Source organism: Chryseobacterium ginsenosidimutans (genome assembly GCF_039536845.1).
In the GTDB taxonomy this organism is placed as follows: Bacteria; Bacteroidota; Bacteroidia; order Flavobacteriales; family Weeksellaceae; genus Chryseobacterium; species Chryseobacterium ginsenosidimutans_B.
In genome coordinates this window covers 157,712-181,416 of record NZ_BAAAZJ010000016.1, presented here as the reverse complement: position 1 = coordinate 181,416, position 23,705 = coordinate 157,712, and the positions used below count along the sequence as shown (strand labels likewise).

Genomic DNA, 23,705 nt, shown 5'->3' with positions numbered 1-23,705 from the left:
AAACCCCCCAAAGCCGAAACCAAAAAAAATGAGCTCAAACAAATGCTCCAATCGGGGCTAAAAAATCGTCATTTGTTTCAACGCGGGAAAATAACATTTAGCTTGTCATAGAAATCTGAATGACAAACTTTATAGAAACTTGAAAGATGCTTCGAGAGCCTCAGCATGACACCATTAAAAAATAATGCTAATAAAAAAGCTAGTATTAAGAATGTCATGCTGAGGCTCTCGAAGCATTTACATAATACTTTCGTATAATTTAATTTCACATAACATTTTATTATTTGAAAATGCTTAATTTGGTATTTCGTTTATATAAACCATAATATGAAGTAAAAAATAAGAAGCTGAATCATGGACACACCAAATTACAGAATGCCTTTTGTACCTTCAACACTAATGACGGAGGGTGGAAGTATCGACACCTGCGACATGGGTGAAAGTATTGCCCACAACATTATGTTGTTGATCACCACCAAAAAAGGCGAAAACAGATATGATGAAAATTACGGAAACGACGTTTGGAACCTGGAATTCGATAACGGAATTACAAGCGCCGTTTGGGAAACTGTTTTCATAAAAAGTTTAAAAAGACAGATACAGGAATACGAACCCAGAATTGTTCAACCGCAGATTGAAGCTTACATACAAATTGTAGAACACAGCTACGACACAAAAGAACACACCGAAATCAAAAAGAAAGTGAGAATTGCCATCAATGCTAAAATGGAAGATTCCGGAGAGCGTTTCAGCTTTTCTACGGAATTGTTTTTGAGCCCGATGTCGATTGATTAATTCCTTTTATTAACTGTAACCGAAACTTATGAACTTAGACCAGAATATATATTCCAAAGAATCCGTAAAAGCGAGAATGCTTCAGAATGCGACCAAAGTTTGGGGACTTAAAAGTCCGCAGTCTCTTGATCCGTTCGTGAAATTATTAATTGATGCATTCAGCACGGAAGTTTTCAAAGCAAATAACGAAATACAAACCGTCAATGCCAGAATTTTAGAGAAACTGGCAAAATTATTAACGCCATCCATTTATACACACCCGATTCCGTCTCACGCAATTGCGTTTACGCAGCCTTATGAATCATCTGAAATTTTGTTGGAACACACAGAATTCTTTTTCAGAAAACAGATGACTTCCACGATAAAGTCTGAGTCGGATAAACAAATTAATATTCCCTTTACACCGATTGGAAATGTTAGAATTAATAAAGTTCAGACTTCCATCATGTTTGTAGGAAATACCTGCTACAGTGTTGATGACAGGCTGAATAAAATTCCTATCGCAAGATTTCAGGGAAAACCGGAAGATTACAGAAAAGTAACGATCGGAATTGATGTGACGAAATATTCAAATGAAACTTTTCCTAAAAATTTAAGTATTTATTGCTCAAATCCCGCATTTGAACATTTGGATTTTACCTATAAATTGTTGCCTTACATCACAGTTTCAAGCAACGGAAACCCATTATTCATAAAAGAAGGCTTAACGTATTACAAAAATACACAAGCCGATGGATACGAACAAATGTTTCGCGAACAGTCCATTCAAAATAAGCTGATTGAAGACGTAAAAAGCATTTATCATCATAAGTTTATTGAAGTTAGCGGAATTTCAAATACACTATTTTCCGAACACGGAAAACTTCCCGAAAATCTGGAGTTTGTTGATTATAAAGAAGAAATTACAAAATACATCGACGGAAAACGCTATTTATGGCTTACTTTCGAGTTTCCACCGCAGTTTTCTGCAGAAATTTTAGATAATTTTTCATTTGTATTGAATGCTTTTCCGATTTATAACCGTGGTTGGAAGAAAACGGAATACAGTTTAGACATTATGGGAAATAATATTCCTCTCGTGACGGATGAAGGCGAACATTTTTTATACGTTGATGAGGTTCAGGACGGAGACGGAAGACGATATACTGAAATTCCTTTTACACCAAATGACGATCTGAGAAAAGGGTTGTACACCGTAAGAAAAGGAGGAATGGAACGTTTTACCAATAGAAATGCAGTCGATATGATTGCGAACGTTTTGGAATTAACGAGAGATGAAATTGCAGCATTTTCTTTACTAAACAGGGATAATGTGAAAGGTGTTTTAAGCGAAATGTCCGACAAGATGAAATCAATGGTTCAGAAAGTAAATAATGCGAAAAGAAGCATCAAACAGGAACTGAACTACGTCATTATGGAGCCTGTCGACAAAACGGATCATACCTATGCTTCATTTTGGATCACACATGCAACGCTGGCAAATCATATGCGTCCCGGAACTGAACTTTCAAATCAATTAAAATCACAAATGCTGGTTCTTTTAACAGAAACAATCGGCGGAGCGGAAGAACAAAAAGGAACCGATAGCATTCAGGCATACAAATACGCTTTGACGACGAGAGATAAAATTATTTCTCTGGAAGATGTGAAAAACTATTGCAGAATGGTTTTGAAAGATGAACTGAAAGATGTAAGAGTCACACGTGGAACAATGATCAGCAATAAACCGAAAGAAGGCTTCATCAGAACGGTTGAGGTTGAAATTATTCCGCAAAATTATTCTTTCTACGGAAGGGTATATTGGGAAAATATGGCCAATATTCTTAGAAACCAAATCATTTCAAAAGCCATCGATGGAATTGAATATCTCGTAAAGATCACGAATGAAGATTCAGATTTTGGAGATAATTAAATGATTTTAAACTAAAGAGATCCTTCGACTGCTTTACGCTCAGGATGACACTGTAAAAACCTCCTGCACTTTTCAGTTTAGACGAATAAAAACAGTTAGTATTAGCGCTGTCATCCTGAGCTTGTCGAAGGATCTCAAGCAATTATAAAAAAGTTTCGGGCAAACCAAAGGTTTGCCCGAAACTCATTAAAAAATACTTATTAAAATAACTTATTCATCAGAATCACCTCTCTGTTTTCGAGTAAAGGAACGACCTGCTCCAAGACTATACTTTTGAAATGCTCGGAATTACGATGTGCTTCCACAGCACTTGCATCTGCATAGCCTTCATATAAAATAATGGTATTCTGATCTTGTTGACTTTGATGCAGCTTATAAAACAAATTCCCTTTTTCCTGAATACTTTTCTCTCCGGCTTCTTTCATTAATTGAAGAACGGCATCCAGTTTTCCTTCTTTTACCTGCCATTTGGCATGAACAAATACAGTATTTTGATCCATTTTTTTATTTTTAAAATTAAATTAAGCTTTTTTTTGCCTCCAAAAGAGCAACGATTTTTTCACCGACACCTTTTGCGGAAGCTGGATTTTGACCTGTCACAAGATTTCCGTCCGCAATACTGTTGGCAGACCAAGGTTCAGCAGCGTGAAAAATGGCGCCTTGTTCAGTCAAAGCCGTTTGTAAATCGAAAGGAACGTCCGGTCTTGCGTAGTTATCTTCTTCTTCAGTAGTGAAAGAAGTAATATTTTTACCATTCACGATATAAGTTCCGTCGCTCAATTTTACATTTAAAAGAGAAACAGGACCATGACAAACAGCTCCGACAACACGATTACTTTCATAAAATTCGGCAATTACCTTTTTAAGTTCTGCAGCTTCCGGCATGTCAACCATTGGAGCTAAACCTCCGGGAACGAAAACGGCGTCGTATTCATCCGTATTTACCTCTGAAAGTTTTCCTGCATTATGCATTTTTTCCCAACCTTTTCCTGTTAAGAATTTCAAATTATCAGGATCGTCGGCTAAATTTAAAGCATCTAAAAACGGAGATTCACCAGTTAAGCTTGCGAAATCTATGTGATAACCCGCTTTTTCAAATTCTGCGTAAGGATGTGCCACTTCGGATAAGAAAGTTCCTGTTCTTCTGTGGTTTGGTCCGATTGAGTTGGCATTGGATACAATGATTAATACTTTTGGATTCATGACATTAAATTTTTTAGTTAATTAAATATTTTTGTTTGATCTTTTGAAATTATTTTAATTTCTATAGCAAATCTATGTCGATCCGATGTCTCAAGAGAAGGAGTGAAGTCACAAAAAAAGTGTGATCCAGATCACACTTTTTTATTTATTATTGTTTGAATATAATCTGCTTAGCGTTTCCCGGCTTACTCCAAGATATTCCGCAACATATTTTTTAGGAATCTGTGAGATGAGGTCCGGATATAATTTTGAAAATTCTTCATACCGTTGCTGAGGTGTGCCTGATAACAAAAGAATAATTCTCTGTTGTAAAGCGATATAACCATTGGTAAGTTTTACTCTAAAGAAATGATCCATTTTATGAAACTCGGAAGCAAGTTTTTCTCTTCCCTGTAATGTAAGGCTTACGACTTCACCGTCTTTTAGACATTCAATGAACATTTTAGAGCTGGTTTGTTTGAAGAATCCTATATAATCGGACATCCACCAATTTTTTTTCGCAAACTGTAAAATGTGTTCTTTACCGCCTTCATCAATATAAAATACTTTATAAATTCCGTCCAAAGCTAAGAACTCATACTTCACTTCATCTCCTTCATGAATGAGGAATTGATTTTTACGAACTTTTTTAAGGGTAAAGAATGCTCGAATATACTCAAATTCATCGTCTGTAATTGGAGTTATTGCTTCGATATGTTCCCTCAGTCTGTTCATGGTGATGGTTTTATGAAATGTAAATTTAATTAAATTTTGATTAAGCTTGTACGAACGATTTGAATTAAAGATCCTTCGACTTCGCTCAGGATGACAACGCTAATTCTAACTGTTTTTATTTTTGAAACAATAATAGGCAGAATAATTACCAGTGTCATCCTGAGCGCGAAGCAGTCGAAGGATTCCCAGTAAGTCAGAATTCATATAAAGTAATTTAAATTAAACCTAAAATAAAAACTTTTATGATTAAATAAATCCAAAATCTATAACATTTTTTAACACGAAAAATTCCATAAAATTCCGTAATTTTGCACATCGTGATTTTCAGGTAGAATCACACCAAATTATGAGTAAATCAACAGAGTATATAGAAGTTTACGGAGCCAGAGAACATAATCTTAAAAACATTAATGTCAAAATCCCGCGTAACGAATTGGTTGTAATTACCGGACTTTCGGGAAGCGGAAAATCTTCATTGGCTTTTGATACTATTTTTGCGGAAGGTCAGCGTCGTTACATCGAAACGTTTTCTGCGTATGCGAGGCAGTTTTTAGGAGGTTTGGAACGTCCTGATGTCGATAAAATTGAAGGATTGTCTCCCGTAATTGCGATCGAACAGAAAACAACCAATAAAAATCCTCGATCAACCGTAGGAACGGTGACGGAATTATATGATTACCTGCGTCTTTTGTTTGCAAGAGTTTCGGATGCGTATTCTCAGACCACAGGGAAGAAACTGGTAAGTTATACCGAAGATCAGATCCTTGAGGCGATCAAAGAAAATTATAAAGGCGAAAAGATCATGTTGATGGCGCCTGTTGTGCGTTCCAGAAAAGGGCATTATCACGAACTTTTTGTGCAAATGGCGAAGAAAGGTTACGGACAGGCAAGAATTGACGGTGAATTGCAGGATATCGAATATGATTTAAAGCTTGACCGTTACAAAACCCACGATATTGATATCGTAATCGACCGTTGGATTATCGGAGAAAGTGCTTCAGAAGGAAGAATGGAAAAATCGTTGAGAACAGCGATGGAAATGGGAGAAGGATTAATCGGAATTCAAAAACTGGGAAGTACGGATATTGAATATTTCTCTAAAAACTTGATGGATGCCGAAACCGGCCATTCATTAGCTTTGCCGGAACCGAATACTTTTTCTTTCAACTCTCCGAAAGGAAGCTGCCCGAGTTGTAAAGGATTAGGAACAATTAAAAAAATCAATACCGATTATTTTGTTGAAAACCCAAAATTATCAATCAATCAGGGAGGTTTGTTGCCTTTGGAAGATATTAAATCTAACAAATGGATTCTTTCTCAGATTAAAAATATTCTGGAAATTTTCGGTTTAGGTTTAGCAACTCCTTTTAAAGATATTCCGGAAGAAGCATTGGATTATATTTACAATGGCTGTAATAAGGAATTCAATAAAGATTTAAAATACGCAGGAATTACCAAAAAAATTAAAATCAGTTTTGATGGTTTGATTCCTTTTATGGAAGAATTAATTGAAGAGAGAGAATCCTACGAAGCCATTTTGCTGGAAAGACATTTCACAACAGAAGAAACCTGTCCGGAATGTAAAGGAACACGTCTTCAGCCTTCAAGTTTAAGTTTTAAAATTGACGGAAAGAATATTGCTGAAGTTAACGGATTGAGTTTATCGGACTTAAAAGAATGGTTAGCTGATGTTAAAGATAAATTCTCAGAAAAAAATAAAATCATTGCTCATGAAATTTTAAAGGAAATCGAAACCAGACTTCAGTTTTTATTGGATGTCGGTTTGGATTATTTAAGTTTGAGCAGAAGTTCGAAAACCCTTTCCGGGGGAGAATCTCAGAGAATTCGTCTGGCGACACAGATTGGTTCTCAATTGGTGAATGTACTTTATATTTTGGATGAACCAAGTATCGGGCTTCACCAAAGAGATAACGAAAGATTAATTAAATCATTAAAAAATCTTCGTGACATAGGAAACTCTGTTTTAGTGGTAGAACACGATAAAGATATGATTCTGGAAGCCGATGAGGTTTTGGATATTGGTCCGAGAGCCGGAAAATTTGGTGGAGAAATTCTTTGGCAGGGAAAACCGAAAGATTTGTTAAAAGCCGATACAATTACAGCTCAATACATCAACGGAAAAAGGAAAATTGCCGTTCCGGAAGTAAGAAGAGAAGGAAATGGCAAAAATATATTGTTAAAGGGGGCTACAGGAAATAATCTTAAAAATGTAACACTTGATATTCCTCTTGGAAAATTGGTTGTTGTTTCAGGGATTTCAGGAAGCGGAAAATCTTCTCTGATTAATGGAACGCTGTATCCGATTCTGAACAAACATTTTTACAGAGCCGTTCAGGAACCATTGCCTTACAAGAAAATCGAAGGTCTTGAAAATATAGATAAAATTGTAGACGTAGACCAGACTCCGATCGGAAGAACACCTCGTTCGAATCCTGCAACGTACACAGGAATGTTTACGGATATCAGAAATCTGTTTGCAGAATTGCCGGAAAGTAAAATCCGTGGTTACAAACCGGGAAGATTTTCTTTCAACGTAAAAGGCGGAAGATGCGAAACTTGTCAGGGAGGCGGTTTGAAAGTTATTGAAATGAATTTCTTACCGGATGTTTATGTTCACTGTGAAACGTGCAACGGAAAACGTTTCAACAGAGAAACACTGGAGGTTCGCTACAAAGGAAAATCAATTTCCGATGTGTTGGATATGACAATCGATGAAGCGGTAGATTTCTTCCAGCCGATTCCTAAGATTTTTGCAAGAGTGAAAACTTTACAGGATGTTGGTTTGGGATATATTACGATGGGACAACAATCTACGACACTTTCGGGAGGAGAAGCACAGCGTATCAAGTTAGCAACGGAATTGGCAAAGAGACAAACCGGAAATACGTTATACATTCTTGATGAACCGACAACCGGACTTCATTTTGAAGACGTAAAAATCCTGATGGAAGCTATTAATAAATTAGTGGAATTAGGAAACTCATTCATTATTATTGAACATAATATGGATGTAATAAAACTGGCAGATCATATTATCGACGTTGGTCCGGAAGGAGGAAAACACGGAGGACAGATCGTTGCACAGGGAACTCCCGAGGAAATTGTAAAGTCAAAAAAGAGTTTGACAGGAAAGTTTTTGAAAAGGGAATTGGAGTAAATTCAATATAATCTTAAAACGCAAACTTTAAACACAATCTTTGTCATTCCGTAGGAATCTCGATAATGAAGTTAACGTAAAGGGGTTTAGATTCCTACGGAATGACAAACAACAGACAAATATTAAGGCTAAACGACAAAGTTTAGCCTTTTTTATGTTTAATATCAACTTTCAATATTAAATTTTCAATTATTTTTAAATTTTATCTAATTGTAAATCAGCCTTTTATATTTTAATGTTAACTCAATGTTAACTGTATGTGAAATTAATATGAATAATTTTATATATCTTTGGTAAGAGATACAAAATAAGTTTAATATAATATTTAAAACCAAAGAGTTATGAAAAATAAAATTCAGATATTAGTTGCTTCACTTTTCGTTTTTGGATTTGCATCCGTAATGAATACTGCTAAAGCACAAACTGCAAATAATACAATCGAAGAAATTCAGTTGACTAAAAATGATACTTTTAATGATATCAGAAGCCGACTGATGGAAAATTTCGACCTTACGAATGTTGATTATAAGCAAGGCACGGTGAATTCGGTAGTAAAATTCGATATTGCAAAAAACGGAAAAATAGTAAATGTTCATTCTAACGGTGATTGCAAAAATGTAAGCAAAGAAATTGAAACTGTTTTAAGCGAACTAGATTATAGAGTAGACCGCAAAAAAATAAATGATAATATGGTTGCTTATACTTATGTAATGCCTGTGACGGTAGAAATAAACAACAGATAATATTCATAAAATCTTTTATATTAAGCCATGCAGAATTTCTGTATGGCTTTTATTTTTCAGGTGTAAATCGTGAAAATTCTGAACATAAATTTGTAATAATTTGTAATAATTTTCGTTTTAAATTTAATCCACAAAATTAAAACGATATGAAAAATTTAAAGAAACTAAGTAAAACAGAACTAAAATCAGTGTACGGCGGACAGCCAAAACAATACTGCGTTTACTGCGAAAGATTAAACAAGACAGTTTGCAGCACAGTTCCGATTGCACAATGTCCTTAATGATTAAGCCGCTTTTTATAAGGCGGTTTTTTATTTATAAAATATAAATTTCTCATATCTAAAATTTTGGTTTTTTTATTCCTTCCGTTTTTTCTAAATCAATACAAAAATTTAATACATTTGATGGTATAATAAAACTATCGTGAATCCCATTCTTGATGTCGTTGTCCGATCACTTTGCGTTTACCTTTTCATGGTAGTTGCTATTCGTTTGTTTGGTAAAAACCAGCTTTCTCAGCTCAATGCAGGAGATGTAGTTCTGTTGCTTCTGATCTCAAATGCTGTTCAGAATGCAATGGTAGGGCAGGATACATCACTTCAAGGCGGATTAATCGCTGCTTTGGTTCTTTTTGCAGCAAATTTTATCGTTAAAAGATTAATGTTTTCCAATCGAAAATTCGAAAGTTTTTTAGAAGATGATCCTGTAATTTTGATCAAAGATGGTGTAATTGATGAAAAGGCTTTAGATGAGGTTAAAATTAGTAAGGAAGAACTGCAGGAAGCTATCAGAGAACATGGTGTAGACGGAACTAAAAATGTAAAACTGGCCATTCTTGAAGTTGACGGAAACATCAGTGTTGTTTCTGAGGATGAAAAAAGTAAACAGACTAATTATTCCAGAATCAAAAGAAAAAATAAACGAAAATATCTCAGATAAAATGAACTACGAGCTTAGAGAAATGCTTCCCAGTGATGAAGCGAAAGTTTTAGAAATATTTAAACAGGGTGTCGACGGAGGAACTGCTACTTTCGAAACACTAATCCCTACAGCCGAAGCCTGGAATATGGAGTTTTTGAACGATTGCAGATGGGTTTTGGAAAATGAAACCAATGAAGTTGTCGGTTGGTGTGCTTTGAGACCGGTAAGTAAAAAAGAGTGTTTCAAAGGAGTTGCAGAAGTAAGTATTTATTTTGATAATAATTATCAAGGGAAAGGTTTGGGTTCAGTTTTGCTTAAAAAGATGATTTTGGATAGTGAAAGCCACGGATTTTGGACTTTACAGGCAAATATCTTCCCAGAAAATGAAGCTTCAATAAAATTTCATCAGAAAAATGGTTTCCGAATAGTAGGGACAAGAAAAAAAATCGGAAAACTTAATGGAGAATGGAAAGATCTTATCATGTTCGAAAAAAGAAGTGAAATCGTCCTCTAAATCTTAAAAAGTATTAAATTTTCTTAAAAATTATATAGAATCTAATAATAAAGCTTTATTGGCACTGGTATTGTAAGTTTCTGTAATGTAATTTGAAAATAATTTACTTATGAAGATGTTAACTAAAATAATAGGATTTTTCTTAATCGTTTTTTCCTTTGCTTATTACGATGCAGCTCCGCTCCAGAGAGGTCATGGTCACGGCCATGGTCATGGCTCGTCGAAACATTATTATGGCGGTCCGCGCAGACCCTATTACAGAAAGGTTGTGTATCACAGACCTCCGGGACATTATTACAAAAGGCATTATTACAGACCTGTAAGACACAGATACTATTCTCAAAGACCTCACCGTGTTTATTATAGCAGACCGGTAGTGGTTGTAAGATTGTAAATAAAAAGCACTGAAATTATCAGTGCTTTTTTATTTTAACTAATTGCCTTGAATCTTTATAGTCTCGATTTTTTAGGATTCAGGAAAGTATTAAAAATCATTACTTCCTGTCCAAATTTTTTCTCGACTATTTCTGCAATATTTAACATTTCGCTTTTAATAAAATCTTCACGAACATCATCATTGTCAAAAATTAGAAGAAGATTATAGTTTTTTCCGTCTTCAATATAATCACTGTGAACCTCAGAAAGAATATATTTATCTACATCCAGCAGGTTTTCTGTCATTAAAACCAAGGTTTCGTCCATATAATTTTCCCATTCTTCCAGATTATCTTTCGTACAGTGGAAAGTTATACTTAATACGCTCATATTTTATGAATTTTTAAGATTTTTTGGATAAATTCTACAGCAAAAATCGACAAATTTTTCGTAAATTAGCACGTTAATAAAAAAACGAAATACATAATTTTCAGACATACAGCTAAGGGTCTGACAATCATTATAATAAAATTTGTTTATGCAAAAAGAAGGAGAAAGATTGATTCCTATCAACATTGTTGATGAAATGAAATCATCTTATATCGATTATTCGATGTCCGTTATTGTTTCTAGAGCATTACCGGATGTAAGAGATGGCTTGAAACCCGTTCATAGAAGAGTGCTTTACGGTATGTATGGATTAGGGGTTTTTTCTAATAGAAAATATTTAAAATCTGCCAGAATCGTTGGGGATGTTTTGGGTAAGTATCACCCGCATGGAGACTCCTCTGTATATGATGCGATGGTGAGAATGGCTCAAGACTGGAGCTTACGTTATCCTCAGGTAGACGGTCAGGGGAACTTTGGTTCCATGGATGGTGACCCGCCTGCAGCAATGCGTTACACTGAAGCAAGACTGAAAAAAATCTCTGATGAGGTTCTTTCAGACTTAGACAAAGAAACGGTAGATTTCCAGAATAACTTCGATGATAGTTTGACTGAACCGACAGTAATGCCTTCAAAAATTCCAAACCTATTGGTAAACGGAACTTCAGGTATTGCGGTAGGTATGGCAACAAATATGGCTCCTCATAATTTAACGGAGGCTGTAAATGCTATTTGTGCTTATATTGACAACAGAGAGATTACAATTGACGAATTAATGCAGCACATCATTGCTCCGGATTTCCCGACAGGAGGGATTATCTACGGTTATGATGGGGTAAGGGATGCTTTCCATACAGGGAGAGGTAGAGTAGTTCTTAGAGCTAAAGTTGCCTTCGAGGAAATCGGAAACAGAAATGCAATTATCGTCAACGAAATTCCGTATCAGGTTAATAAAGCTGAAATGATTGCAAGGACAGCTGAACTTGTAAAGGATGAGAAAATTCCAGGAATTTATGAGATCAGAGACGAGTCGGATAGAAGAGGTCTTCGTATTGTTTATGAATTAAAAAATGATGCGATTCCTAATGTTGTATTAAACTTATTATATAAATATACTTCACTTCAGACATCTTTTAGTGTTAATAATATTGCTTTGGTACATGGTAGACCGGAACAATTGAATTTAAAGGATATCATTCACCATTTCGTAGAGCACAGACATGAAGTAATTGTAAGAAGAACTCAATATGAGCTTAGAAAAGCGAAGGAAAGAGCTCATATCTTAGAAGGTTTCATGAAAGTGATCGGAACACAGGATTCTCTGGATAGAGCAATCTCAATCATCCGTCACTCTGCAAATCCACAGGCTGCGAAAGAAGGCTTAATTGAAGCGTTCGAACTTTCCGACATTCAGGCTCAGGCGATTCTTGACTTACGTCTTGCTCGTTTAACAGGAATGGAGCTTGATAAAATCCGCGATGAATATGATACAATCATGAAAGAAATTGCTGATTTGGAGGATATTTTGGCTAATGAAGTAAGAAGATTCCAGATCATTAAGGACGAATTAATTGAAGTAAGAGAAAAATACGGTGACGAAAGAAGAACAGAAATCGATTATTCTGGTGGAGAAATGTCTATTGAAGACATCATTCCAAATGAATCGGTAGTTCTTACGATTTCTCACGCAGGATATGTAAAAAGAACTTTGCTTTCGGAATACAAAATCCAAAGTAGAGGCGGTGTAGGAAATAAAGCAGCGACAACAAGAGATTCAGACTTCTTGGAGTATATTGTTTCTGCGACCAATCACCAATATATGTTATTCTTCACAGAAAAAGGAAGATGTTATTGGTTAAGAGTATTTGAAATTCCTGAAGGTTCTAAAACGGCAAAAGGAAGAGCGGTACAGAACTTAATTAACATCGAACCGGACGATAAGATTAAAGCATACATCAGAACCAATAACTTAAAAGATTCTGAATACGTCAATCAAATGAGTGTGGTGATGGTTACTAAAAACGGTACGATCAAGAAAACTTCATTGGAAGCGTATTCAAGACCAAGAGTAAATGGTGTTAATGCTATCGAAATTAGAGATAATGACCAATTGTTAGGTGCTTACTTAACAAACGGAACTTCTCAGATCATGATCGCTACCAAAAACGGTAAATGTATCCGTTTCCCTGAAGAAAAAGTAAGAGAAGTAGGTAGAGGTTCTATCGGAGTTCGTGGTATCAGTATGGAAGATAATGACGAAGCAATTGGTATGATTGTTGTCAATGATCTTGAAAATGAAACCGTTCTTGTGGTATCTGAAAAAGGATATGGGAAGAGAACAGCTGTTTTAGACTACAGAGAAACCAACAGAGGAGGAAAAGGAGTTATCACTTTAAATATTACCGAAAAAACAGGAAATCTTATTGCTATTCAAAACGTGACAGATGAAGATGGATTGATGATTATCAACAAATCCGGTGTTGCAATTCGTATGAATATGGATGAGATGAGAGTGATGGGTAGAAATACTCAAGGGGTAAGAATGATTAACCTTAAGAAAAATGACGAAATTGCAGCCATTGCAAAAGTAGAAATGGATAGAGATGTAGTTGAGGAGGATTCTGAAGAAGATGTAGAAGGAGCAGAAATTGCAGCTGATAACCAGGAAAACAATACAGAAACAACACCTCAGATAGAAGACCAAGATTCTACAGAGGAAACTGAGAATTCTGATTCGGAAGAATAATATTGTACAATTAATATAAAATAGTGATTATGAAAAAGCTAATTTTGGGTATGGCTATCGTTGCTTCGGCTTTTGTTTTCGGGCAGAAGGAAGATGCAAACGCTAAGCTGCAAGAAGCTAACAAAGTTGCAATGGATGCATATAATGCAAAAAATTATGCAGTTGCAGCTCCTAAGTTTATGGAAGTTTACAACTTACTGAAAACAAGCGGACAGGACAATAAAGTATATATGTATTACTCAGGTCTTAATTATGCTTTGGCAAATGACATTCCTCAGGCTACAAAAATATATACAGATTTGATCAATTCTGGTTACACTGGTGTTGAAACAAATTATACAGCAAAAGATAATAAAACAGGTCAGGTTGTAAACTATGACAAAGGAACTTGGGAATTGCTGAAAAAAACAGCATCTAAAGATTATTCAGATTTCAAAACTGAGCAGTCTCCAAGCGTAGAATCGGATTTGTATGAAACTTTGTCGACTTTATTGTTGAATGCTAAGAAAAATGACGAAGCTTTAGCAATTATCGAAAAAGGATTGGCTAAATTCCCAAATAGTGCTAAACTAAAAGAATATCAGGGATCTGCATTGTACGCAACTGGAAATACGGACAAATTCATGACGAATTTGAAAGAGCAGTTAGCTAAAAACCCTAACGATGCTACAAACTGGTATAATTTAGGAGTTCTTCAGTCTAAAAATCCTGCAACTGAAGCTGATGCAATTGTTTCACTTCAGAAAGCGGTCGAATTAAAGCCCGATTTCGCGAATGCTTATCAAAACTTGGTTTATGTAGTAATTGGAGATGATGAAAAAGCTGTTGCTGATATCAATGCATTAAGAAAAACCAAGCCGGATGACGCTACAAAATTAATTGAAGCTAGAAAAGAAAGATTCAACAAGGCTATACCTTATGCGGAAAAATGGTATCAGGCTATGCCGACAGATATCAATGCTATTCAGACGTTGAAGGACATCTACAACACGACTAAAAATACAGCAAAATATAATGAAATGAAAGCTAAAGAAGCTGAACTTAAGCCTAAACAATAATTTCATTTAAAATAATAAAAAAACCGGAGCGCTTTGTTTCGGTTTTTTTATTTCATAATGTCATTCAGAACGAAGTGAAGAATATGTTTTTTATAAATCACTAAAACATAAATTTAGAAATAAGCTTAGTTCATTTTCAGCATACAAACCTACAATTTGGCTTTAGTCAAGGCTTAAGCTAAACTTAACTTCTTAATAACTCTTAATCGTTCAAAGTAAAATAAATCTTAGACTGAAAATATCAGCGGTTTTTCCAACGATTAACATTAAAAATCAACATTAGAATTCTCTGTAATTCCTTATCTTTGGGAAAAATTTTTACAAAAATGATTGAGTGGAAAACCGCCAAAGAATACGAAGATATTACATACAAAAAATGTAATGGTGTAGCGAGAATTGCTTTCAACAGACCGGAAATTCGTAACGCTTTCAGACCCAAAACTACTTCAGAGTTATATGATGCTTTTTACGATGCCTCAGAAGATCCTTCGATAGGTGTTGTTTTACTTTCCGGGGAAGGGCCAAGTCCTAAAGACGGAGGTTGGGCTTTCTGCAGTGGAGGTGATCAGAAAGCGAGAGGACATCAGGGTTATGTAGGTGAAGATGGAAGACACCGTTTGAATATTTTGGAAGTTCAGCGTTTGATTCGTTTTATGCCGAAGGTTGTAATCGCGGTTGTTCCGGGTTGGGCAGTTGGTGGAGGTCACTCTCTTCATGTTGTTTGTGATTTGACTTTAGCAAGTAAAGAGCATGCAATTTTCAAACAAACCGATGCCGATGTTACAAGTTTTGACGGTGGTTACGGTTCTGCATATCTGGCAAAAATGGTCGGACAGAAAAAAGCTCGTGAAATTTTCTTTTTAGGTAGAAATTATTCTGCTCAGGAAGCATTGGATATGGGAATGGTAAATGCCGTTATTCCTCACGCGGAATTAGAAGATACTGCTTACGAATGGGCACAGGAAATTTTAGCAAAATCTCCGATGTCTATCAGAATGCTGAAATTCGCAATGAACTTAACTGACGACGGAATGGTTGGTCAGCAGGTTTTTGCAGGAGAAGCAACACGTCTGGCTTATATGACGGAAGAAGCTCAGGAAGGAAGAAATGCTTTCTTAGAAAAAAGAAAACCGGATTTCGGAAAAGATAAATGGATATCATAATTAGTTGCTAGTTTATGGTTGTTGGTTGATAGAATTTACCAACAACTATAAACCATCAACCATCAACTAAATAATATGAAAGATTGGATAAAAGCCGCAAGGCTACGAACTTTACCGCTTTCTTTAAGCGGAATTATAATGGGAGCTTTCATTGCAAAATGGAGGCTTTATGGTGAAGGTGGAATTTGGGACTGGAAAATCTTTGCATTGGCATTGGTTGTGACTTTGTTGTATCAGGTTCTTTCAAATTATGCGAATGATTACGGAGATGGAATAAAAGGAACAGATGCAAAAAGAGCGACAGAAGCGGAAGCAAGAGCAGTTGCATCCGGAAAAATTACAGCAAAACAAATGAGAAACGCGGTAATTCTTTTCTCGATTTTATCTTTTGCTGCTACGATTGCACTTTTGTACGTTGCTTTCATTCCAAAATATATGAATGAATTTTATATTTTCATCGGGTTGGGAGTGGCAAGTATTTTAGCGGCAATTGGGTATACAGTTGGTAAAAAACCTTACGGATATATGGGATTGGGAGACCTTTTCGTATTTATCTTTTTCGGGTTGGTTTCGGTTTGCGGAAGCTATTTCTTATTTACAAAATCGTTCAGCTGGGATATGCTTTTGCCCGGAACAGCGATTGGAATGATGAGTATGGCTGTTTTGAATCTTAACAATATGAGAGACATAGAAAGCGATAAATTATCAGGTAAAAACAGTTTTGCATTGAGAATCGGCTTCAAAAATGCAATGATTTACGAAATGGTTTTATTACAGCTTCCGTTAATTTTAATCCTAATGTTTTTAGGAGTAAACGGATTCTTTCAGACTCAAAATTATTATGTCTTCATCGTGATGATTTTATTGCTTCCATTAATGAAATTGAGAAGAAAAATTATGGCTGTAAAAAATCCAAAAGAATTAGATCCATTTTTAAAGCAAGTAGGAATCATGACTTTCGTAATGGCAGTTCTTACTGCTTTTGGACTTAACTTTTTTCATTAAAATATAAATTATGAATTCTAATATTTACGTTGAAGCCCAAATGCTTATCCGAAAGCCAATTGAAGATGTTTTTGAAGCATTTATCAACCCGGAGGTGACAACTAATTTCTGGTTTACAAAATCAACCGGAAAATTAGAAGAAAGCAAAATAATAACTTGGGAATGGGAAATGTATGGAGCAAAAACGGATGTTAAAGTTCTGCAAGTTATTCAAAACCAGCTGATAAAAACAGAGTGGGGCGAACCTTCAACGAATGTAGACTACGAATTCAAAGAAATGGAAAAAGGAACTTTGGTTGTCATTAAAAGTTACGGATATTCTCAAACCGGGGAAGATCTTTTGAAAATTATTAATGATAACACAGGAGGTTTCACAACAGTTCTTGATGGCTGTAAAGCATATCTTGAGCATGGAATTAATTTGAGATTAATTGAGGATAAATTTCCACAAAAATAAAAAAAATGCTTCGACTCCGCTCAGCATGGCACTGTTAAAACTTCATGTATAAAACAGTTGGTATTAGCAATGTCATGCTGAGCAGAGTCGAAGCATCTCCATTAAATAAAAATCAAAAAAATAAATTAAAAATGAAAATACAATACTTAGGACAAAACTGTTTTTTGTTCACATATAAAGACAAAACGATTTTATGCGACCCTTTCTACAACTATAAAAAAGCAGAATCAGGGTTTGATATTTCAGCTCAGAAAATCGATTATATTTTATTGACTCACGCACACGGAGATCACATTGCAGACGTAGAAGAAGTGTTACAGTTTCACCCGGAAGCTACAATTATTGCGGTTCCTGAAATTTGTGCATACTTCAAAACGGCAAAAAATAAAGACGATGTGAACTTAGGAGGGTCGGCAAAAATCGACGATCTTAAAATTTCCATGGTTCCGGCTCACCATACAAGTTCTTTTCCTGACGGAAGCTATGGAGGTGTACCTGTAGGATATATTTTCAGACTTCCTGAAGGTAAAAATGTTTATTTGGCAGGTGATACAGGGGTAATGGCAGATATGGAGCTATTTCCAAGATTATACGGGAATTTAAACCTTTCAATCCTTCCGATTGGCAGTCACTACACGATGTGTCCTAGAAAAGCAGCTTTTGCAGCAGCAGAATTGTTGAAAACTCCGAAAGTTATCGGATGTCATTTTGATACTTTCCCTGCGATTGAAATTAATCATGAAAGTGCATTGAAGCATTTTGCAGATAAAAATGTAGAGCTTGTTTTACCGAAATTGGGAGAGGAGTTCGAATTTTAAATAAAATTTAGAAAGGTAATTTGAAAATTAGAATAGAAATATTGGAAAGTTTAGACATAAAAAAAGATAATCTTCAAATTACCTCTCTTCAACTTAAACCAATAAAAAATGGCAAGCTACCTAAATCACACCGCTACGACCAATTACCTTTGCTGCGTTCCCACCCTGGAGGATTCTCAGGAGCTGGTTGTTTAGGACTTGCCGTTGCAAAGGTAGGAATAAATTATAAACTTCAAAATATTATTAAAGAAAATTAGCTGAAAAAATCCAATGATAAAGCTAAACAGCTGAAATTTAACGGAATAATTTTTCAACTTTTTTCAAAAAAAATTAAATATGACTAAAAGTCCATCAACATTAGGAATTATACTTTTTATCGCTACAATGATCATTTTTTTTGTAGTGTACACTTTTTTCTCGGGGATCAATTATTTTGATATTTCACTGAAAGCCAATGCTTTTGTGCTGCCGCTTATTTATGCAGGTGCTGCATTTTGGTCAGTAAAAACATTCTGGAACAACCATAAAGAGGTAAGTTTCAAGCAGGCATTCAAAAGATCTTTCGTTCCCATGTTTATCGGAGGAATTCTTTCAATTTTCAGTATTTATGCATTTTTAAATTTTGCTGATACAGATGCAAAAAAATTGTTGAATTACCAATATGTAACGAGACAAAAAGCCGAAATGGATAAAGAATACGTTTCTGCAAGAAAGATTTTAAAACATCAGAAAGATATTGACGAACTTGATAAAAAATACAGAGAAAGACTTCCAAGTTTTTCTCCGGAGGCTGTAAAAGGAAAAGATATGCTTACGGCAAGTCATTTTTCAGGATATTTTGCGGCAATTCTTATATTTTACGTAATTTTGTCGGTGTTTTTCGGAGCGTTTTTCAGAACGAAAACGATGTATCAGGAAACAGAAAATCAAGAATAATTTTTATTAAAATTAAATGAATTTATCTATAGTTATTCCGTTATTGAACGAAGAAGACTCTCTGGAAGAGCTTTTTTCAAGGATTGATAGTGTTTGTAAATCAAACAGTTTATCATACGAAATCTGGTTTGTAGATGACGGAAGTACAGATTTATCGTGGAGTATTATTGAGAATTTGAAAGTTCAGAATCCTCAGATTCACGGTATTAAATTTTCCAAAAATTACGGAAAATCTCAGGCGCTTCATGCCGCTTTTGAAAGAACAAGCGGAGATGTAATTATCACAATGGATGCTGATTTACAGGATTTTCCGGAAGAAATTCCGGAATTGTACAATATGGTAGTTCAGGATAATTACGACATTGTTTCCGGCTGGAAAAAGAAGCGTTTTGATAATGTTATGACGAAGAATGTTCCGTCAAAATTATTCAATGCTGCGGCAAGAAAAGTTTCGGGAGTTGAGCTTCACGATTTTAATTGTGGATTAAAAGCATACAAAAAACAAGTTGTAAAAACGATCGATGTATATGGAGACATGCACCGTTACATTCCGGTTTTGGCTGCCAATGCAGGTTTCAGAAGAATTACCGAGAAAGAAGTAAAACATCAGGCAAGACCTTACGGAACTTCAAAATTCGGAACAGAAAGATTTATCAGAGGTTTCCTGGATTTGGTAACACTTTGGTTTGTAAGTCGTTTTGGCGGAAGACCAATGCACTTTTTCGGAGCTGTAGGAACGATCATGTTTATTTTAGGTTTTCTTTCTGCACTTTGGCTGGGAGTTTCAAAATTAATTGATGTTGCCAGAGGAATTTACGGACATTTAATTACCAATAATCCTTGGTTTTTCATTGCTTTAACCATGATGATTATGGGAACTTTGCTTTTCGTAGCAGGATTTTTGGGAGAAATGATTATCAGAACGAACAGAGAACATAAGAATTATAATATTGACGAAGTGATTTAATAAATGAATAAAAAAAGTTGTTTGAACTGCGGTCATTCAGTCTCCGACGAGTTTTGTGCTCATTGCGGACAGAAAGCCGACACAGCAAGAATAACTCCACATTCACTTATTAAAAATGATATTTTGGGATCTATTTGGCATGTTGAAGCCAGATTTTTCCAGACTTTAAAAGATATTTTGTTCAGACCCGGAAGAACGGCGATGGATTATATTTCAGGAAAAAGAATCAGATACAACAATTTTATATCGTTGTTACTGATTCTTTTTGGTTTTAATGTGTTGGGATTGCATTTTTACGAAAAATTTGCACCTCCGGAAACATTAGCCGATGATTTTCAGATCAGAGATTTTTTCTCAAAATATTCCAAAACGATATTGTTTGTCATTATTCCGATGCTGGCTGTTAACGCTTATTTTCTTTTTAAAAGAATAAAATTAAATATTGCCGAGCATTTTATCATCGGAACAGTGAGTCTTTTAGGAATTTTAATCATATTTTTGCTAAGTGATATTGCAAGTTTAATAGGTTTATGGAAGCCTGTTTCAAAGATTTTCAATATTTTTGATAAAATTATCTTCGGTCTTTCTATTCTCTTCCCCGCAGTCACTTATTGGAATGCTTTTAAAAATTCATACTCAAAACCAGGTTTACTTTGGAGAGTATTGATTCTTTATGTTTTGATGGGAGTAGAAAGTCTTACGATAATTGTAGCTTTATATACAATATTTTAAATTAAATATGAAAAATATATTTTACACATTCATTTTGTTAGCAGTGGTTTCCTGCGGAAAAGTTTCTCCGGAAGGAGCTATTGAAAGGAAAGATGTAGATGTTTCAGAATTTGTGAATCTTGATCTGGAAGGGAAATTTCGTGTGTTTTATGCGAGAGGAACAAAAAACTTTGTAGAAATAGAAACATACCCGAATATTGCTGATAATCTTGATGTTGATGTGAACGATAAAACACTTTCTATCAAAGAAAAAAGAAGAACAAAAGGAGTAGATTTCTATAATGTAACGATCTATTCTAAATATAATCTTGAGAAAGTTTCAATTTCCGATTCTGTGGAAATGAATATTTCGAGTGAAATTAAGACCGATAATTTTAAGCTTAATTTAAAAAATTACGCTACTTTTATGGGTTCGGTAAACACAAGAAGAGCAGAAGTTGAAATGCTGAACCGAAGCAGGGCCAACTTTTTAGGTCAAACTAAAGATGCAGTGATAAAGATCTCTGATACAGCAAGTTTGATCGCTCCTTACTGGAAAATTGAAAATCTGAATATTGATTCTAAAAACGGAAATTACGCAGAAGTAAATGTAAAAGATTCATTAAAAGGAAATGTGCAGAATACAGCGAAATTTATTTATTATAATGACCCGATAAGAGCATTTAAAATAGATAAAACGACAAAAGTCGAGAACAAAAAACTGGATTAATTGGAAGAGAAAAAATACATAGCTAGTGATATTCAAAGTATTGAAGGAATGGAGCATGTAAGGCTTCGTCCTCAGCTTTATTTTGAAGATTGTTTTAAAGAAAACAATTTAAACTCTCTTGTATTTGGAACTCTTTGTCATGCTATTGACGAATATTTTGATGATAATTGCACTGAAATTATTATTAATGCTGAAAAGAATTCATTACGTGTAAAATATAATGCAGGAATGTCTTTGGAAAAATCTTGGGATTTAACTAAAGCTGAATGCATCATGACAAAAATAGGAGCTTGTAGCAACGAGAAAAAACATTTGGAAGTAGGAGATGAATTCTGCCGTGTTGGAATGACAACAATCAATGCTGTCTCGGAAAAATGTGAATTAAAAACAATTTGGAATAAACAAAAAGGTCATTTTATTTTCGAAAAAGGATATACGGTTTTTAAAGAAATTTCTGAAACTGAAATTTCCGAAAACTCTACAATAATCAGCTTTGAAATTAGCAAAGAACTTTTTGGAGATTCTATTTTTGAATTAAATGATCTGCAGTTAAAATTAAATTCATTAAGAGAAAGACTGCCAAACTTAAAATTAGAACTTTACAAACTATAAAGAACAAAATACAAATATGTCAACATTAGAAAAAGCAAAACTTTGGTTAAGTGATACATTCGATAAAGAAACAAGAGACGCTGTTCAACTTTTAATAGACAGCAATTCACCTGATCTGGAAGACTCTTTTTACCGAGAGCTGGAATTCGGAACAGGAGGGATGCGTGGAATTATGGGTGTAGGAACCAATCGTTTAAATAAATATACGTTAGGTCAAGCAACACAGGGACTTGCGAATTATATGTTAAAGCAATTTCAAGGTGAAGAAATCAGCGTTGCGATTGCTTATGACGTAAGACACAACTCAAGAGAATTTGGAAAATTAGTTGCGGATGTTTTAACGGCAAACGGAATTAAAGTGTTACTTTTCAAAGATCACAGACCAACTCCTGAATTGTCTTTTACAGTTCGTGACAAAAAATGTAACGGAGGAATTGTATTAACGGCTTCTCACAACCCACCGGAATACAACGGTTATAAAGTATATTGGAATGACGGAGCGCAGATTGTTCCGCCACATGATGAAGCGATTATCAATGAAGTATATTCTGTAAAATTTGATGAAATTAAATTCAACGGAAATGATGATCTGATCGAATGGATCGGAGAAGAGCAGGATGAAGTTTACATTGATGCATGTATCGAAAATTCTACCTATCAGAATGATGGAAAAGAAAATTTAAATATTGTTTTCACATCAATCCACGGAACGACATATACAACAGTTCCTCAAGCTTTGAGAAAAGCTGGTTTTAAGAAAATAGATTTAGTTAAGGAGCAAATGATTCCCAGTGGAAATTTCCCGACAGTAGATTCTCCAAACCCTGAAGAACCCGCAGCTTTGGAAATGGCGATGGATCTTGCAAAAATTACCAATGCAGACATCGTTATCGGAACAGATCCGGATGGTGACAGATTAGGAATTGCAGTAAGAAATTTAGATGGTGAAATTCAGTTATTAAATGGAAATCAGTGTAATACAATCTTAACGTATTATATTTTAAATGAATGGAGAAAACAGGGAAAAATCACCGGAAAAGAATTTATCGGTTCTACAATCGTAACTTCTGATATTTTCTTTGATATTGCTCAGAAATTCGGTGTTCAATGCAAAGCTGGATTAACAGGGTTCAAATGGATCGGAAAAATGATTCGTGATGTTGAAGGAAAAGAGAAATTTATTTGCGGCGGTGAAGAAAGTTTCGGATTTATGACGGGAGATTTCGTTCGTGATAAAGATTCTTGCGGAAGTATTGTTTTGGCATGTGAAATTGCAGCTTGGTGTAAAGCTAACGGAAGAACAATGTACCAATACCTTATCGAAATTTATCAGGAAACCGGTATGTATTACGAAGGTTTGGTGAATTTGGTACGAAAAGGTAAAGACGGAGCAGAAGAAATACAAAATATGATGAAGAATTTCCGTGAAAATCCTCCAAAAGAATTGGCTGGTTCATTGGTTGAAGAAGTAAAAGATTTCAAAGAACAGACAAATTTTGTAGTTTCTAAAAATGAAAAATTAGTAATGAACGACATTCCAAAATCGAACGTATTGATTTATTACACTCAGGACGGAACAAAAGTTTGTGTAAGACCTTCAGGAACAGAACCGAAAATTAAATTTTATATTTCAGTAAAAGATTCAATTACTTCTGAAGCAGATTTCAGAGACAAGTTAAAATCCTTGGAAGAGAAAATTAATCAGGTAAAAAACGATTTACAACTAACGTAAATGGGAATTAGGAATTAGAATTTTTCAC

At 34.9% G+C, this 23,705-nt stretch carries 24 protein-coding genes and 1 other RNA gene; 20 read left to right on the top strand and 5 right to left on the bottom strand.

The annotated features are described in order from the left end of the window. The first annotated feature begins 354 nt into the window (after window positions 1–354). Both ABD745_RS20325 and ABD745_RS20320 read left to right on the top strand, forming a co-directional pair. Window positions 355–795 carry a GPW/gp25 family protein gene (locus ABD745_RS20325; protein ID WP_344834523.1) on the top strand — a complete coding sequence of 147 codons (441 nt, stop codon included), beginning with the start codon at window positions 355–357 and terminating at the stop codon, window positions 793–795. A gap of 28 nt (window positions 796–823) precedes the next feature. Then, entirely contained in the window at window positions 824–2,707 is a 1,884-nt protein-coding gene (locus tag ABD745_RS20320; RefSeq protein WP_344834520.1) for a type VI secretion system baseplate subunit TssF, read from the top strand. A gap of 200 nt (window positions 2,708–2,907) precedes the next feature. Here the strand turns inward: ABD745_RS20320 and ABD745_RS20315 are convergent, their stop codons facing one another. The 3 genes from ABD745_RS20315 to ABD745_RS20305 form a co-directional block, all read right to left on the bottom strand. Then, window positions 2,908–3,207, bottom strand: coding sequence for a putative quinol monooxygenase (locus ABD745_RS20315; RefSeq protein ID WP_344834517.1), 300 nt, complete (start codon window positions 3,205–3,207; stop codon window positions 2,908–2,910). A 16-nt stretch (window positions 3,208–3,223) separates the two neighbouring features. Beyond that, window positions 3,224–3,910: a type 1 glutamine amidotransferase domain-containing protein gene (locus ABD745_RS20310; RefSeq protein WP_344834514.1), complete on the bottom strand. Its 687-nt coding sequence runs from the start codon at window positions 3,908–3,910 to the stop codon at window positions 3,224–3,226. Window positions 3,911–4,051: 141 nt separating this feature from the next. Continuing rightward, the gene (locus ABD745_RS20305; protein WP_344834511.1) at window positions 4,052–4,624 is read right to left on the bottom strand and encodes a Crp/Fnr family transcriptional regulator; all 573 of its coding nucleotides are present in this window, start codon (window positions 4,622–4,624) and stop codon (window positions 4,052–4,054) included. A 346-nt stretch (window positions 4,625–4,970) separates the two neighbouring features. On the opposite strand from ABD745_RS20305, the gene uvrA reads away from it, so the two are divergent. The 6 genes from uvrA (at window position 4,971) to ABD745_RS20275 (ending at window position 10,374) form a co-directional block, all read left to right on the top strand. Further along, entirely contained in the window at window positions 4,971–7,802 is a 2,832-nt protein-coding gene (gene uvrA / locus ABD745_RS20300) for an excinuclease ABC subunit UvrA (protein ID WP_047401902.1), read from the top strand. A gap of 341 nt (window positions 7,803–8,143) precedes the next feature. Then, window positions 8,144–8,545 carry a hypothetical protein gene (locus ABD745_RS20295; protein WP_344834506.1) on the top strand — a complete coding sequence of 134 codons (402 nt, stop codon included), beginning with the start codon at window positions 8,144–8,146 and terminating at the stop codon, window positions 8,543–8,545. Window positions 8,546–8,691: 146 nt separating this feature from the next. Continuing rightward, window positions 8,692–8,826: a bacteriocin-like protein gene (locus ABD745_RS20290; RefSeq protein ID WP_344834504.1), complete on the top strand. Its 135-nt coding sequence runs from the start codon at window positions 8,692–8,694 to the stop codon at window positions 8,824–8,826. Between the two features lie 142 nt (window positions 8,827–8,968). Further along, on the top strand, window positions 8,969–9,484 hold the full coding sequence (locus ABD745_RS20285) for a DUF421 domain-containing protein (RefSeq protein ID WP_344834501.1): 516 nt from the start codon (window positions 8,969–8,971) through the stop codon (window positions 9,482–9,484). A 1-nt stretch (window position 9,485) separates the two neighbouring features. Beyond that, complete coding sequence (locus ABD745_RS20280) at window positions 9,486–9,980, top strand: GNAT family N-acetyltransferase (protein WP_344834498.1); 495 nt, start codon at window positions 9,486–9,488, stop codon at window positions 9,978–9,980. Between the two features lie 109 nt (window positions 9,981–10,089). Next, window positions 10,090–10,374 (top strand): hypothetical protein, encoded by a 285-nt coding sequence (locus ABD745_RS20275; protein WP_344834497.1) that lies wholly within the window; start codon window positions 10,090–10,092, stop codon window positions 10,372–10,374. A 56-nt stretch (window positions 10,375–10,430) separates the two neighbouring features. Here the strand turns inward: ABD745_RS20275 and ABD745_RS20270 are convergent, their stop codons facing one another. After that, window positions 10,431–10,745, bottom strand: coding sequence for a DUF4286 family protein (locus tag ABD745_RS20270; RefSeq protein ID WP_344834494.1), 315 nt, complete (start codon window positions 10,743–10,745; stop codon window positions 10,431–10,433). Window positions 10,746–10,893: 148 nt separating this feature from the next. On the opposite strand from ABD745_RS20270, the gene gyrA reads away from it, so the two are divergent. From gyrA to ABD745_RS20240, 6 genes are all read left to right on the top strand, one after another. After that, window positions 10,894–13,488, top strand: coding sequence for a DNA gyrase subunit A (gene gyrA / locus ABD745_RS20265; protein WP_344834490.1), 2,595 nt, complete (start codon window positions 10,894–10,896; stop codon window positions 13,486–13,488). Between the two features lie 29 nt (window positions 13,489–13,517). Continuing rightward, entirely contained in the window at window positions 13,518–14,546 is a 1,029-nt protein-coding gene (locus tag ABD745_RS20260) for a tetratricopeptide repeat protein (RefSeq protein WP_344834487.1), read from the top strand. Between the two features lie 326 nt (window positions 14,547–14,872). Beyond that, complete coding sequence (locus tag ABD745_RS20255) at window positions 14,873–15,709, top strand: 1,4-dihydroxy-2-naphthoyl-CoA synthase (RefSeq protein ID WP_344834484.1); 837 nt, start codon at window positions 14,873–14,875, stop codon at window positions 15,707–15,709. A gap of 75 nt (window positions 15,710–15,784) precedes the next feature. Then, the gene (gene menA / locus ABD745_RS20250; protein ID WP_344834480.1) at window positions 15,785–16,714 is read left to right on the top strand and encodes a 1,4-dihydroxy-2-naphthoate octaprenyltransferase; all 930 of its coding nucleotides are present in this window, start codon (window positions 15,785–15,787) and stop codon (window positions 16,712–16,714) included. 10 nt (window positions 16,715–16,724) lie between these two features. Beyond that, a complete protein-coding gene (locus ABD745_RS20245) occupies window positions 16,725–17,171 on the top strand; it encodes an SRPBCC family protein (RefSeq protein WP_344834476.1) in 447 nt (148 codons plus the stop codon). Between the two features lie 131 nt (window positions 17,172–17,302). Then, on the top strand, window positions 17,303–17,989 hold the full coding sequence (locus ABD745_RS20240) for a metal-dependent hydrolase (RefSeq protein WP_344834473.1): 687 nt from the start codon (window positions 17,303–17,305) through the stop codon (window positions 17,987–17,989). 106 nt (window positions 17,990–18,095) lie between these two features. Here ABD745_RS20240 and ffs read toward each other — a convergent pair. Then, window positions 18,096–18,193: signal recognition particle sRNA small type (gene ffs, locus ABD745_RS20235), an RNA gene on the bottom strand. A 132-nt stretch (window positions 18,194–18,325) separates the two neighbouring features. Between ffs and ABD745_RS20230 the strand changes: the two genes are divergently transcribed. Genes ABD745_RS20230 through ABD745_RS20205 form a run of 6 tightly spaced genes read left to right on the top strand, consistent with a single transcriptional unit; the run spans window position 18,326 to window position 23,677 of the window. Then, the gene (locus ABD745_RS20230; RefSeq protein ID WP_047401914.1) at window positions 18,326–18,925 is read left to right on the top strand and encodes a DUF4199 family protein; all 600 of its coding nucleotides are present in this window, start codon (window positions 18,326–18,328) and stop codon (window positions 18,923–18,925) included. 16 nt (window positions 18,926–18,941) lie between these two features. After that, entirely contained in the window at window positions 18,942–19,892 is a 951-nt protein-coding gene (locus ABD745_RS20225) for a glycosyltransferase family 2 protein (protein ID WP_344834471.1), read from the top strand. 3 nt (window positions 19,893–19,895) lie between these two features. Then, window positions 19,896–20,624, top strand: a complete 729-nt coding sequence (locus ABD745_RS20220) for a DUF3667 domain-containing protein (protein ID WP_344834469.1) — start codon at window positions 19,896–19,898, stop codon at window positions 20,622–20,624. A 7-nt stretch (window positions 20,625–20,631) separates the two neighbouring features. Then, window positions 20,632–21,333 carry a GIN domain-containing protein gene (locus ABD745_RS20215; RefSeq protein WP_344834467.1) on the top strand — a complete coding sequence of 234 codons (702 nt, stop codon included), beginning with the start codon at window positions 20,632–20,634 and terminating at the stop codon, window positions 21,331–21,333. Then, the gene (locus ABD745_RS20210; RefSeq protein ID WP_344834464.1) at window positions 21,334–21,945 is read left to right on the top strand and encodes a hypothetical protein; all 612 of its coding nucleotides are present in this window, start codon (window positions 21,334–21,336) and stop codon (window positions 21,943–21,945) included. Between the two features lie 16 nt (window positions 21,946–21,961). Continuing rightward, window positions 21,962–23,677, top strand: a complete 1,716-nt coding sequence (locus tag ABD745_RS20205) for a phospho-sugar mutase (protein ID WP_344834461.1) — start codon at window positions 21,962–21,964, stop codon at window positions 23,675–23,677. Window positions 23,678–23,705 lie beyond the last annotated feature (28 nt).